The 12186-nt window shown below is 61.0% G+C and carries 22 protein-coding genes; 21 read left to right on the top strand and 1 reads right to left on the bottom strand.

Annotated elements, in window-relative coordinates; genetic code table 11:
• The first annotated feature begins 24 nt into the window (after positions 1-24).
• From DK254_RS34020 to DK254_RS00050, 15 genes are all read left to right on the top strand, one after another.
• Positions 25-195 (top strand): hypothetical protein, encoded by a 171-nt coding sequence (locus DK254_RS34020; protein ID WP_158546377.1) that lies wholly within the window; start codon positions 25-27, stop codon positions 193-195.
• A gap of 65 nt (positions 196-260) precedes the next feature.
• A complete protein-coding gene (locus DK254_RS33640; RefSeq protein WP_146219531.1) occupies positions 261-452 on the top strand; it encodes a hypothetical protein in 192 nt (63 codons plus the stop codon).
• A gap of 96 nt (positions 453-548) precedes the next feature.
• Entirely contained in the window at positions 549-1022 is a 474-nt protein-coding gene (locus DK254_RS00105) for a DUF1566 domain-containing protein (protein ID WP_109931416.1), read from the top strand.
• Positions 1023-1052: 30 nt separating this feature from the next.
• On the top strand, positions 1053-1538 hold the full coding sequence (locus tag DK254_RS00100; RefSeq protein WP_109931414.1) for a hypothetical protein: 486 nt from the start codon (positions 1053-1055) through the stop codon (positions 1536-1538).
• Between the two features lie 114 nt (positions 1539-1652).
• On the top strand, positions 1653-2237 hold the full coding sequence (locus tag DK254_RS00095; RefSeq protein ID WP_109931412.1) for a DUF1566 domain-containing protein: 585 nt from the start codon (positions 1653-1655) through the stop codon (positions 2235-2237).
• A 30-nt stretch (positions 2238-2267) separates the two neighbouring features.
• Positions 2268-2624, top strand: a complete 357-nt coding sequence (locus DK254_RS00090) for a four helix bundle protein (protein WP_109931410.1) — start codon at positions 2268-2270, stop codon at positions 2622-2624.
• A 270-nt stretch (positions 2625-2894) separates the two neighbouring features.
• Positions 2895-3992 carry an RNA-directed DNA polymerase gene (locus DK254_RS00085; protein ID WP_109931408.1) on the top strand — a complete coding sequence of 366 codons (1098 nt, stop codon included), beginning with the start codon at positions 2895-2897 and terminating at the stop codon, positions 3990-3992.
• On the top strand, positions 3989-4390 hold the full coding sequence (locus tag DK254_RS00080; protein WP_109931406.1) for a hypothetical protein: 402 nt from the start codon (positions 3989-3991) through the stop codon (positions 4388-4390). Before DK254_RS00085 ends, DK254_RS00080 begins: the two co-directional genes overlap by 4 nt.
• 106 nt (positions 4391-4496) lie before the next feature.
• Entirely contained in the window at positions 4497-4718 is a 222-nt protein-coding gene (locus DK254_RS00075; protein WP_109931404.1) for a hypothetical protein, read from the top strand.
• Positions 4719-4720: 2 nt separating this feature from the next.
• Complete coding sequence (locus tag DK254_RS34245) at positions 4721-4876, top strand: hypothetical protein (protein WP_177411994.1); 156 nt, start codon at positions 4721-4723, stop codon at positions 4874-4876.
• Between the two features lie 147 nt (positions 4877-5023).
• Complete coding sequence (locus DK254_RS00070) at positions 5024-5332, top strand: hypothetical protein (RefSeq protein WP_109931402.1); 309 nt, start codon at positions 5024-5026, stop codon at positions 5330-5332.
• 46 nt (positions 5333-5378) lie between these two features.
• Positions 5379-6482 carry an AAA family ATPase gene (locus tag DK254_RS00065; protein ID WP_109931400.1) on the top strand — a complete coding sequence of 368 codons (1104 nt, stop codon included), beginning with the start codon at positions 5379-5381 and terminating at the stop codon, positions 6480-6482.
• Positions 6479-7039, top strand: coding sequence for a hypothetical protein (locus tag DK254_RS00060; RefSeq protein ID WP_146219530.1), 561 nt, complete (start codon positions 6479-6481; stop codon positions 7037-7039). The genes DK254_RS00065 and DK254_RS00060 overlap by 4 nt, the downstream gene beginning before the upstream one ends.
• Positions 7029-7211: a hypothetical protein gene (locus DK254_RS00055; protein ID WP_109931396.1), complete on the top strand. Its 183-nt coding sequence runs from the start codon at positions 7029-7031 to the stop codon at positions 7209-7211. The genes DK254_RS00060 and DK254_RS00055 overlap by 11 nt, the downstream gene beginning before the upstream one ends.
• A gap of 52 nt (positions 7212-7263) precedes the next feature.
• The gene (locus DK254_RS00050) at positions 7264-8133 is read left to right on the top strand and encodes a hypothetical protein (RefSeq protein ID WP_109931394.1); all 870 of its coding nucleotides are present in this window, start codon (positions 7264-7266) and stop codon (positions 8131-8133) included.
• Here DK254_RS00050 and DK254_RS00045 read toward each other — a convergent pair.
• A complete protein-coding gene (locus DK254_RS00045; protein ID WP_109931392.1) occupies positions 8130-8510 on the bottom strand; it encodes a hypothetical protein in 381 nt (126 codons plus the stop codon). The genes DK254_RS00050 and DK254_RS00045 overlap by 4 nt on opposite strands.
• An 88-nt stretch (positions 8511-8598) precedes the next feature.
• Between DK254_RS00045 and DK254_RS00040 the strand changes: the two genes are divergently transcribed.
• The 6 genes from DK254_RS00040 to DK254_RS00020 all read left to right on the top strand — a co-directional run bounded on the left by DK254_RS00040 (position 8599) and on the right by DK254_RS00020 (position 12039).
• Complete coding sequence (locus tag DK254_RS00040; protein WP_089394781.1) at positions 8599-8817, top strand: hypothetical protein; 219 nt, start codon at positions 8599-8601, stop codon at positions 8815-8817.
• Complete coding sequence (locus DK254_RS34650) at positions 8814-10034, top strand: hypothetical protein (protein ID WP_256595761.1); 1221 nt, start codon at positions 8814-8816, stop codon at positions 10032-10034. The genes DK254_RS00040 and DK254_RS34650 overlap by 4 nt, the downstream gene beginning before the upstream one ends.
• On the top strand, positions 10031-10201 hold the full coding sequence (locus DK254_RS34015) for a hypothetical protein (RefSeq protein ID WP_158546376.1): 171 nt from the start codon (positions 10031-10033) through the stop codon (positions 10199-10201). The genes DK254_RS34650 and DK254_RS34015 overlap by 4 nt, the downstream gene beginning before the upstream one ends.
• Positions 10182-10679 carry a DUF1643 domain-containing protein gene (locus DK254_RS00030; RefSeq protein ID WP_109931390.1) on the top strand — a complete coding sequence of 166 codons (498 nt, stop codon included), beginning with the start codon at positions 10182-10184 and terminating at the stop codon, positions 10677-10679. The genes DK254_RS34015 and DK254_RS00030 overlap by 20 nt, the downstream gene beginning before the upstream one ends.
• A gap of 74 nt (positions 10680-10753) precedes the next feature.
• Positions 10754-10993 (top strand): DUF4224 domain-containing protein, encoded by a 240-nt coding sequence (locus DK254_RS00025; protein ID WP_109931388.1) that lies wholly within the window; start codon positions 10754-10756, stop codon positions 10991-10993.
• Positions 10990-12039: a tyrosine-type recombinase/integrase gene (locus tag DK254_RS00020; protein ID WP_109931386.1), complete on the top strand. Its 1050-nt coding sequence runs from the start codon at positions 10990-10992 to the stop codon at positions 12037-12039. Before DK254_RS00025 ends, DK254_RS00020 begins: the two co-directional genes overlap by 4 nt.
• The last annotated feature ends 147 nt before the right edge of the window (positions 12040-12186 follow it).

The raw sequence follows: 12186 nt of genomic DNA, 5'->3' as shown, positions 1-12186 counted from the left end.
CCATACCTAAGACAGGAGAACAGCATGAGCATCACCGTTTCCGAGTACGTGGCGAAGCGCAAAGAAGAGCTGGAGCAGTTCGAGCGCTACTGGCTGCAGAACCAGGGATCACCCGGCTGGCCGAAGAAGATGGCCGAGGGCGAATGGTTCGAGCAAGAAGCCGCATGGGGCACTTACTCCGAACGTGTCGACTGACTTCCCCGGCAAGGACGCCACCTCTTAGCCCGGTTCGCCGGGCTTCTTTTCCCCGAGGAACCACCATGCTTCTGATCATCCTGATCGGGGTGTTGCTTTCGTTTGCGCCGCCGGAATCGGCGCAACCTGAATTGCCTACCCGATCCACCGGAAAGCCGGTGCGCCGGCATTGGTTCGGTCGATGTACCACCGGGCGCCACTGCAATCCGGTGCATAGCGTCCCGCCAACAAGCCTCAACCGCGCCGAAAGCCCGTGACACCGCACGGGCTTTCTCTTTCCGCCCTCTTTCGCATGCCGACGCATCGCCGGCAGCCGAAAGCGCGCACCGCCCAAACCACAAAGGAAACCCGACATGATCCCTGCATCGATCAAAGCATCCGAACTCCCCGCCTTTGGCCAGCCCTTTGCTGATGGCACCCTCTTCGCCCGCCAGTGGTACGGCAATTCCGAATACGCCCTGGTTGCTCTCGGCGCCGACGCTGAGATCAAAGGCGAATGGGGTAAGCGCGGGAAGAGTGTCGATACCAACCATGGCGACGGCGAGGCTAACACTCGCGCCATGGCTGAAGCGGGAAGCGAGCTGGCGGCCAAGGTTCTGGCCCTCGGCGCCGTCATCCCCTCGGCGCTCGAATCGCACCAAATGATGTTCGCCAAGCAGCAGGGGTATCTGAGCGACCTGGACGAGAGCGAGTGGTATTGGACCAGCTCGCAGTACTCCTCCGACCTCGCCTTCCCCGTGCACTTCCTCGGCGGCAGCACGTACATCGGCCTCAAGGACGGCAGCTTCCGCGTCCGCCCCGTCCGCAAGATTCTCATCCTCCACTGATTCAATCATTCAGTCCTTCTGGAGCACACCATGACCAAGGTCATTACCACTATTCTTGCGGATGAACTTCCGGAAATCGGTCAACCGCTGGCCGACGGAATTTTCAGTGCCCGCTACTGGCTGAACGGCTTCGAGAGAGCCCTGATCGACATCGGAGCTGAACGGGAATTCACCGGTAAATGGGGCGAGTACGGCGTCAACGTCGAAGGCGCCAAAAGCTTCCGCGACGGTGCTGCAAACACTAGCGCGATGGTCGAGGCCGGCAGCCCCATCGCCAAGCTGGCTGTGGAGATCGGCGATGGCGTATTCATCCCTTCCGCCCTGGAACTGAACCTTCTGTTCGCGGCGAAGCATGCTGGCGAGATCGGCAGATTCCAGGATCGCTGGTACTGGTCGAGTTCGCAGTACTCCTCCTACGACGCCTTCAGCGTGGACTTCGGCGCCGGCGGCACGGACATCATCAACAAGGACTACAGCTTCCGCGTCCGCCCCGTCCGCAGCCTCATCATTCAGTGATCCATTCCTTCAATCCCTTCTTGCAGGCGATTCGCGGGACCGTAGCCCCTCGACGGTCAGACCAGATGCTTGCCGAGTAGCGCCGGCCGCCTGCTCTTTTCTTCAGGAGTCGACATGACCACTGTCATCATCAAGTCCGGAAACACAGATATCGCCACCGATAAAGTGGAGTTCGCTGCGCTGATGCTCCAGATGCTGAGAGAAGAAGCCCTGGAGGCTGCTTCCTCTGCAGTAGGAACCCGGCCCGCCATCGGCACCGAATGGCCCGAGCAAGGAGGTATCTACCTTGGCGTCATGCGCGGTCGCGATGGTCATCCCGATTACGATCTCATCGTGGCGAAGGCCGAGAGCGATACGAAGCTCAAGTGGGGCGCCCACGGAGAGGATTCGAAGGCGACCAGCAAATGGGATGGCCTGGCGAACACCAGAGTGCTGATCGAGGAAGGTGATCATCCGGCTGCGGAGTATGCCGCAGGCATCACCATCGACGGGCACAGCGACTTCTACCTTCCAGCCCAGGCAGAGCTGATGCTGGCCTGGGCGAATGCCCCGGAGGTCTTCAGCGAAGGCTGGCACTGGAGCAGTACGCAGTACTCCTCCTACTACGCCTTCAACGTGGACTTCAACGTCGGCACCACGACCATCGACGGCAAGGACGACAGCTTCCGCGTCCGCCCCGTCCGCAGAATTCTTCGGTAATTCAGTCATTCAATCCATGGGGGTGCCAGGATGGCGATTCACACCGAACTGGCGATTCACAAGGCAGCCGAAGAGCTACTTGGGCTCACCCTTGATCTGGTCCGCAACATCCCGCGTGATCTGAAGCAGGTTGTTGGTTCCAAGCTCCGCGATGAGGTACTGCAGATCATGGTGCTGATCGGCAGAGCAAACATGGCGAAGGACAAGGTCGCTCACCTAAACCAATTGCTAGAAAGCGTATGGATGGTGAACTACCTGCTCCGCGCTCTCGCCAACAAGCGCTTCATCAGCCTCAAGCAACATGCTGCAGCTATGCAACTCACTGCCTCCATCGGCAAACAGGCAAATGCCTGGAAAGGAAAGTTCGCAACCGCGCCCGTTGCGTGAAGGTCAAGGCCTCCGCGCCTGCGCGCTGAATCTGGTCTCGCCGCTGCCTTCGGGCACCGCCATGCGCACCACGGAAACCATCAGGAACGACTGGAACGGTCCGGCGCAGTTTCTCGGCTGAGCAATCGGCTGGGCGACGTAGATAGCGAGATAGGTCGCAGTACTCCTCCAACAACGCCTTCAACGTGAACTTCAACGACGGCAACACGAACATCAACAACAAGAACAACAGCTTCCGCGTCCGCCCCGTCCGCAGAATCAGGAGTTGCGATGATGTTTCCTTTCGAAGATCTGGTTCAGGCCTACTACGACTGCCGTCGGCGCAAGAGCAATACGACCAGCGCGCTGAAGTTCGCGGAAAGCCTGGAAGAGAACCTGGTCGGCCTGTACGAAGACCTTCAGGCCGGAACCTACACCCCTGGCAAGTCGATTTGCTTCGTGGTGACGCGGCCCAAGGCAAGAGAGGTATGGGCTGCCGACTTTCGCGATCGCATCGTGCATCACCTGCTGTACAACCACGTCGGTGCGCGAATCGAAGCTACCTTCATCGTCGACAGCTGCGCCTGCATTCCCGGCCGCGGCACCCTGTACGCCGCCGAGCGGCTCGAAAGCAAGATACGGAGCGTGACGCAGAACTGGAGCCGTCCATGCTTCGGAATGAAGCTGGATTTGGCTAATTTTTTCGTCTCGATCGACAAGCGCGTACTGAACGACCAGATCGCCCGTCTGATTGACGATCCATGGTGGCAGTCGCTGGCCTTGCAGATCCTCTGGCACGACCCGCGCACCGACTACGAGACGCGGAGCCCTAAGCACCTGTTCCGCGAAGTGCCGCAGCACAAGCGCTTGACCGCGCAGCCGGCGCATCTCGGGCTGCCCATCGGCAACCTCAGCAGCCAGTTCTTCGCGAACATCTACCTCAACGATCTCGACAAGTTCGTGAAGCACCAGATTCGCGCCAAGCACTACATCCGGTATGTCGACGATATGGTGCTGCTGCACGAATCACCGCAACAACTGAACGCCTGGAAGGCAGAGATCGAGGCCTTCCTGCCAACCCTGGGCGCCCGGCTCAATCCTTCGAAAACGATTCTTCAGCCGGTAGATCGGGGTGTGGACTTCGTCGGTCACGTCATCAAACCCTGGTGCCGCACCACTCGCTCGCGAACGGTTGCCGAGGCTCACAGGAGAATCGCTGCGGCGCCCGATGAAGACATACGCACGCTCGCCAACAGTTACCTCGGCCTGTTCCGCCAGGCCAGCCATTCCCACAAATACCGCGCCGTAGTCGCCCGAGCCCTGCTCCGCAGAGGCTTCTCAGTCGATGCTGCGCTGACGAAAACCTTCTCTCCCAGGAGGAAGCCATGAACGCCAAACTCCAACGCGCCCAGGCGGCGTATGACGCGATGCTTCCTGACGATTCACCTTCCTGGTCTGAGAGCAGCGAATGGGAAAACCTCCACTTCGTCTGCGTCGATGACCTGATCAACAAGGGATTCGTCAGGGTGGCCGGCAAGAAGGTGCTGGAGGCCGACGTGCTCGCCATCAAGCTCCAGAAGGCCGCCGAGGACGCGATTCCGAGTGACCACGAATGCAACCTCGGCCAGCTCATCGTCGCGCTCGAAGCCAACAACCTGAGCGAAGCCAAGCGGCTCATGCGCTGCTTCATCGGCAACGACAAGGTGCGCGATATCGCTGGAGACCTGGTGAGCGCGAAGGAAGACGAGATCTACCGGCTGTACGTAGCAGCGCAGGAGGCGGCATGACAATCACCATCGACCTGACCAAGGCCGCCAAGACCATCATCTTCGCGGCCTTTTTCGTGGGCAGCGTTCTGGCCTTCGCCTGGGCTTTTGTGGGGATGGTGACGCCATGAACGGAGTTCAGCTTTTCGACGGCGACGCTACTTTCGTCAACAGCTTCACGAAGATCGGCTGGGGCGAAGAAACCGGGCAGAAATTCACCTTCGGTTTCAAGCCAGAACGCGGCAAGAAGTTCGTCGTGATGCTGCTTGGCGAGGTCGACAAAGACGCCACCGGCTACGACCTTGAGGCAGCCCTGAATCGCCTTGGCTTCTATCGGAAGGAGGAATAGCCATGCTCAGAAAAGCCCTCCGCAACGGCCTGATCCTCGCCATCGTCGCCATGCTCCTGTTCTTCAAGGCCATCGAGTTCGCTGACTCCATCACGGGGCGGTACAGCATCGAGTCGCCTCAGTACCCAATCACGCACCCGAGCGCAGCGGGCCGGTAAACCGGATATCTGCGACTGGATCAGCCGGATAGTGCCAGGTGTGAAAAACCCAGGCAGCCAAGGCCCGGAGCGCCCTTTTCTACGCCCGGACGACTTGGCCGAGTGGCGCCGTAAGCGCCTTCCCCTCCCTTCTACCTGGAGAACAGCATGAGCCATACGCCTGGCCCGTGGTTCGTCAATGGGCATGAACGCTACACCAAGTACGTTGAGGCTCGCATTGGCGGCGGCCTTCTACAAGAAGTCGCAGCTTGCGGGCCTACCGAAAGACAAGAGCAGCAGGAAGCCAATGCGCGCCTGATCGCTGCTGCGCCTGATCTGCTGGAGGCGCTGATCGATGCTGAGAAGAAGCTCTGCATTGCCGAGCATCTTTTGGATCTCGGAGAGGATGATTCGATCGCCTTTGAATCGGAAATCCTCTATGCCAGAGCCGCCATCGCCAAAGCCACCGGCCAGTAACCATCCCTCTACCAGCTGCGCGCCGCGCGGCAAAGGACCTGTACGCATGAAACTCTTCAAGAAAGCTGAGAACACCCAGGCCTACCTGAAGGCCGGCATCATGGGTTTCGCCGGTGACGGCAAGACCTTCACCGCGACCGAGATCGCCATCGGCATGGTCGAGCACATGCGAGCCAAGAGCCTGCCGGGTGGCGACAAGCCAGTGATGTTCCTCGACACCGAAACCGGCTCTGACTGGGTAAAGCCGCGCTTCGACGCTGCTGGCATTCCGCTGTTCGTAGCCAAGACTCGCGCATTCGTGGACCTGCTGACCGCCATCGACGAGGCCGAGGCTGAGGGCGCCTTCTTGCTGATCGACTCCATCAGCCATTTCTGGACCGGCCTCTGCGATGAGTATGCCAAGCGCCGCGGTCGCAAGCGTGGCCTGGAATTCAGTGACTGGGCGTGGCTGAAACAGGAATGGCGCCGCTTCACCGACCGCTACGTGAACAGCAACTGCCACATCATCCTGTGCGGCCGTGCCGGCTACGAGTACGATTTCTTCGAAGGTGAAGACGGCAAGAAGAACCTCGAAAAGACCGGCGTGAAGATGAAGGCCGAGGGCGAGACCGGTTACGAGCCGTCAATCCTGATCCTGATGGAGAAGCAGATGGACATCACCACCAGCCCTCCGCAGGTCTGGCGCACCGCCACGGTTCTGAAGGACCGCAGCACCAAGATCGACGGCAAGCAGTTCGCCAACCCCTCCTTCAAGGACTTCCTGCCGCACATTGAGTACCTGAACCTCGGCGGCCAGCACATGGGCGTCGACACCACTCGGGACAACGCTGAACTGTTCGAAGAAGACGGCGAACCACGCTGGCAGAAAGAGAGGCGCATGAAGGAAATCGCCCTGGACGAGATTGTGGAGCTGCTGAACAAGCACCACGGCGGCACCAGTAACGATGCCAAGAAGGCCAAGGGCGACATGCTGGAGTTCGCCTTCAACACCCGTAGCTGGGAGCGCATCAAGACCTTCGACTTCGCAGCCGTCAGCACGGCCCGCAATGCCCTCTGGCAGCGCCTGGAAGGCGTGGAATACCAGTGGGTTGAGCCTGGCAATGCGGAAGCCTATCAGGAGCCGCAAGCGGCCCAGGACGACGCGGCATGAGCATGATCCCCATCGACTACCGCACACGTCATCCTCTGGAAGATCGGCGGGAGCAACTGGCCGGCCAGGTTGAGCAGTACCTGGCGGCGGGTGGCGAAATTCACGTCATCCCGGGAATCGAACAGCGTCTAGACCAGCCGTACCAGTGGAACCGCAATGACCTGATCCTTTCCGGTAGCAGTCTCTCCAGCCCGGAAGAGAACCGAGTGGCTGCGGCGGTACGTAGGATTCGCGAGCTGGCTGAGAATGGAGCCGGCATCACTGCCATGAAGATGGACCTACGCATGGACTCCAGCCGCATCAAGCGTATCGCGGCTGAGCACGGTATCGAGATTCGGCACTCCACTGCTCAGCAGCGTGTGATCGGCGAGAAGGCCCGTAATGCATGCGTGGACGCCGGGAAGCTTAGGCGATCCAAGCTCGCACCGGTTATCCGGAAGCTCTGTGCAGAAAGCCTGACTATCGCCCAAATCGCCACGCGGGCCGAGACCTCCACCACCACGGTCCTACGGATCATCGATGAATATCAGATCCAGCGAGCCCGTCATGAGCAGTGAGCCCTACGGCCGGCTCGGTAACTCCGAGCTGGCCCTGGCCTACGAACTCCACTGCTCCGGATACGACTGGCAGCACATCGCAAGCGGCCTAGGCGTGAATGCCGACTGGCTGCGCAAGCGGGTGCGGCAGGTTGAGATCAACGGCCTTTCCGCGCCTCGCCTTCCCCGATAACCATCCACACGCCCTCCGCTGCACCGCGGCGGAGCTTTGTCTGGAGAAAGCCATGAACCCATATCACATTACTGGACCGGCACAGATCGGTTTCAGCGGCGGGAGATCGTCAGGCTTCATGCTCTACCACATCCTGGAAGGGCACGGCGGACAGTTACCCAGTGACGTGCACGTGACATTCCAGAATACTGGAAAGGAACGGCCGGAAACGCTCGACTTCATCCGCGAGTGCCAGCTTCACTGGGGAGTGCCGATCACCTGGCTGGAGTTCGACGGCGTTTATGGTCAAGGCCTGAGCTGGAAGGAAGTCACCTACGAGTCCGCGTCACGGAATGGCGAGCCATTCGATCTCATGCTCCGTTACTACGCCGACTACCGCCGCGAAGAGAAAGAAGAGCCGCCAATTCTTCCCAACCCCGCCAATCGAATGTGCACAGATCGGATGAAGATCAAGGCGGCCACCTGGTGGATGCGTGACGTCCTCGGCCACAGTTCCTGGGACGCGATCATCGGCATCCGAGCTGACGAGCCGAAGCGGTACCACCGGATGATGGCGGCCAACGAGAAAGGCTCCAACCGCTGGGAAAACGTCACCCCCATGTACCACGCAGGGGTGCTCAAGGCGGACGTGAACAGCTTTTGGGCGCGCCAGTTGTTCGACCTCGGTATCGATTCCGACCTTGGCAATTGCGACCTCTGCTTCCTGAAAAAGCCCGAGAAGATCATCCGCGCTATCGTGGAAAACCCGCAATGCGCCAAGTGGTGGATCGAGGCCGAGGATCGCTCGGGCCAAGTCTTCCGCCAGGACCGACCCAACTACCGCGCCTTGGCTTGGATGGCAGACCAACTAAGGCGGCAGATACCGCTCGACCTAGACTTTTCCGAAACGGAAGACCTGATCGACTGCATGTGCGGCGACTAGTCCTGGCTTAGCCAGGTGAACGGCAGGTCCCCGTAGGCCCATATCAAGGTCCCCACGATCGTCAGGCAGAACACCGTTAGCTCCGGCGCATTGAATTTCGGAATAAACCGATCTCGTTGCTCTTGGAGGCCGCCCCACCCCCACCCAACTGGTGTGATGGAGAGCTTCGCCCTAATAAGCACAGACTCAGCCAGGAGGGCAAACACAGTCGTGACCGCCCCGCTCCGACTAAACCAACCGCCAAGCTCAAGCCCTTTGAATGGCGGCATCGGCAACATAAGCGCCAGCATAGGGCTGATGAATGCTATGACGAGCAATCCATATGCGATGAAGAGGCTTGTCTGAAGCTCTGGATCAGTCGGTTCCTTCACTGCCACCCATTTCTCCTTGATCCGGCCCTATGCCGGGCCATCCGAACCTACCCCACTCCATGCCATTGCGCCACTACGGCGCGAGGTAACTTCCATGCCCCTCGACGAATCAGCCGTTCAGCGCGGTATCACCGAGCTGATCGCGAACCCGCACGCGCATTACCAGGCGCAGCTTGCTGAAGCTCTGTTCCACCAGCAGGCCCTGGACCTGATCCGGCGCATGAAATCCCACCTCACCAACGGAATCGGCGGCCAGCAGCTGAGCACAGAGGCTGCTGAGTTCATCGCCAAGCACACGAGGACGAAAGTATGAGCAAGGAACAAGAGAAGAGCGACGCCTGCGACTGGCTGCAGAACCTGGAGGGGGATGCCTGGGCCGATGCATGCGAGGAAATTGCGGCATCTGTGCGGAAGCAGGCAGAGGGCGCGCAGGGGGAGTTGTGGGCGATCCATGCACAAGGGCCTGACGACCTGTATGCAGCGTTCAACCGCGAAGACGCCGAGAAGCACGCCGCCGAGCTGAATGCCCTGCCAATGCCTGAAGGCATCTCCGTCGGCGCCGTGGTGATTCCGTCGCCATGGACACCTGCTGAGCACTGGCAGTACCTGGCAGAGCAAGAGCGCGAGCACAAGGACGCTATCGAAGGGCAGCGCCGCAACCTAGCAGCAACCCTGCTCAGCCAGAACCACGAACTGATGGAGGCCCGCGCTGCCCTGGCGCCGGAACTGGAGCAGCCGGGAGTCGTGGACTTCAATCCATATCGCCGCCATGCCGAGAAGATTCGGCAGCGAGTAGAAGAGGCGGCCAGCGTATACGAAGCCGGCGGAAGTGCTCTCGGGCACATGGAGGACATTGCCGAATCCGCGCTCATCGTCCGCAATGGCCTGGATGAACTGAGCGTCCAGCATGACCGCATCGTCGGCTCCCTGCGCTACAAGGCCGAGCTGTACGACGAAGTGTGGGAGTTGGTCACCGGCAAGGGCTACATGAACGTCACCACGGCGATCAGCAAGCTGGAGGCAGAGCGCGACACCGCCCAAGCCAGGCTCGCCGAGTTGGAGAAGCAGAAGCCGTTCTACTACTTCGCCGACTGCGACGATCCGGACTACTCCCGCCTGTACAACACCGAAGGCGATGCCCTTTCACAGATCAGCGATCACGGCGGTGACGTGGTGAAGCTCTACGCCGCCCCGGTCGCCCAGGCTGGGCAGGTGCCCCAGGCCTGGCTCGACGTGCAGGCCGAGCGGCGCCGCCAGGTGGCGGCCGAGGGCTGGACGCCGGAGCACGACAACGAGCACGACCACGGCCAGATGGCCCGCGCCGCCGCCTGCTACGCCCTGGCCGGCTCCAGCGCGGCGGATGATAAAACCGCAGCTCTGCTGGTTTCGCTGGCCTGGCCGTGGGACCAGCAGTGGTGGAAGCCGACCACCGCGCGCCGCGATCTGATCAAGGCCTGCGCGCTGGCGTTGGCTGAGATAGAGCGCCTGGACCGAGCCGCCGCGCCTCAGCCGGCAGAAGGTGAAGCGTGATCTACCGCATCCTGCTGCGCATCACCGAATGGCTGGAGCGGCTGATGAAGCGCAGCCCCAGCTACTCCCGAAACGATCCAGACTGGAACGAACTGCAGAACGAGGTCACCGCCCTGAAGCGTGACCTCCGGAAGAAGGGAGGCCGGGATGGACGCGATCATCAGTGACTGCGGCCTGTACCGCTACCTGCTCACCCGCGAGACCGGTCTGCTGCTGGCCGAGAAGCCCGGTGCGCTGTTCGTCATGCTCAACCCGAGCACCGCCGACGCCACCCTGGACGATCCGACGATACGCCGCTGCATCGGCTTCGCCACCGCCTGGGACTGTGCCGGCCTGGCCGTGGCCAACCTCTACGCGTACCGGGCAACGGATCCCCGGGAACTATGGAGGTGCGCCGATCCGGTCGGGCCGGAGAACGACCGGCACCTGGCTGCGCTGGCCGCCGAGTACGGCGACATCGTCTGCGCCTGGGGCTCGCACGCGAGGCCGGAGCGAGTCGCCGCAGTGGTGAACCTCCTGCAGGCCGCCGGTGCGCGCCTGTGGTGCCTCGGCGCCAATCAGGACGGCAGCCCGAAGCACCCGCTCTACATCAAGCGGGACCAGCCGCTGGTCGAGTGGCAGCCGTCAGCACCGCTCCAGCGCTAACCCCCCCATTCAGCACCACCCCACTCCAACATCGCCGGCCAGCATCAGTCAGCCGGCGCGATGAGGTATTGCCCATGGAAAGCGAAATCCTTTCCGATGAGGAACTGGCCGAGATCACCGGCTACAAGGTCAGAGCCTGGCAGCGACGCTGGCTTGATAGTCACCACTGGGTTTATGTCGAGAGCCGCGGAAAGCGTCCGCTGGTTGGGCGCCTCTATGCCCGGATGAAGCTCGGGATAGTCCCGCCGCAGGTAGATTCTGCTCCGCCGCCCAAGCCCAAGCGCGGCCCTGACTTCTCACGGATCAACGAATGAGACCCCGCAAACCAGAGAACCGACACCTCCCCATCAACGTCTACCAGCGCAACCGCAAGCGCAAGAACGGTAAGGTCTGGACCAGGTACTACTACCGCACGCCTGACGGCAAGGACATCCCGCTTGGCGCCGACCTGAACGAAGCCCGGCGGAAATGGGCGGAGCTTGAATCCACAGCTATCCCGGGAGAGGCAACGCTGATGCGATCAATCTTCGACCGGTATGAGCGGGATATCATCCCCAAGAAGGCCGCGCGCACCCAGGCGGACAACAAGTCGGAGATGAAGCGCCTGCGCCGAGCATTCGATGAGATGGCCATCGAGGACATCACTCCGTCGATGATCGCGCAGTATCGAGACGCCAGGGAGGCCAAGACTCGGGCAAACCGGGAAATCGCCCTGCTCAGCCACGTCTTCAACACCGCCAGGGAATGGGGGCTGTGCCAGCAGGCCAATCCTTGCCTTGGAGTGCGAAAGAACAAGGAGAAACCCAGGGACTACTACGCCAACGACACGGTCTGGAAGGCGGTCTATGCGCAGGCCTGCCATGAGTTGCGAGACGCCATGGACCTGGCCTACCTGACTGGCCAGCGCCCTGCCGACGTGCTCGGGATGCGCAAGGATGACATTGTCGACGGCTATCTGCTGGTCACTCAGGGAAAGACCGGCAAGCGCCTGCGCATCCAGGTCGAAGTCGATGGCGAGCAGAACTCGCTCGGGAAGCTGCTGAAGCGTATAGAACAAGGGAATGATGGACTGCTGTCGCCGTTCCTGGTGCTGAGCCGGAACGGCAAGCGGGTGTCCTGGCCAATGCTCAGGAATCGGTGGGATGAGGCCAGGTCAAAAGCGGCCAGTGAAGCGGAGGCGAATGGTGAGCCCGATCTTGCAGTGCGTATCCGGCAATTCCAGTTCCGCGACATCCGACCAAAGGCGGCGAGCGAAATCCGGGATGTGGCCGACGCGAGCGTACTGCTGGGGCACTCGAAGGAGGGAATTACAGAGCGGGTTTATCGCCGAGTGGGTGCTGTTGCGAAGCCGGCGAAATAGGAAAGATTCTGGAACGCGTACCAGAACATACCGTTTCGCGTGGCTATCTGGAGCGCAAATAAAAAGCCCCGTAGACCTTGATCTACGGGGCTTTCATGTTGGAGGCTGAGGTCGGAATCGAACCGGCGTTCACGGATTTGCAATCCG

This window comes from Pseudomonas sp. RW407, assembly GCF_003176655.1.
GTDB classification, from domain to species: domain Bacteria; phylum Pseudomonadota; class Gammaproteobacteria; order Pseudomonadales; family Pseudomonadaceae; genus Pseudomonas; species Pseudomonas delhiensis.
This window is presented reverse-complemented; position numbering and strand designations above follow the sequence as displayed.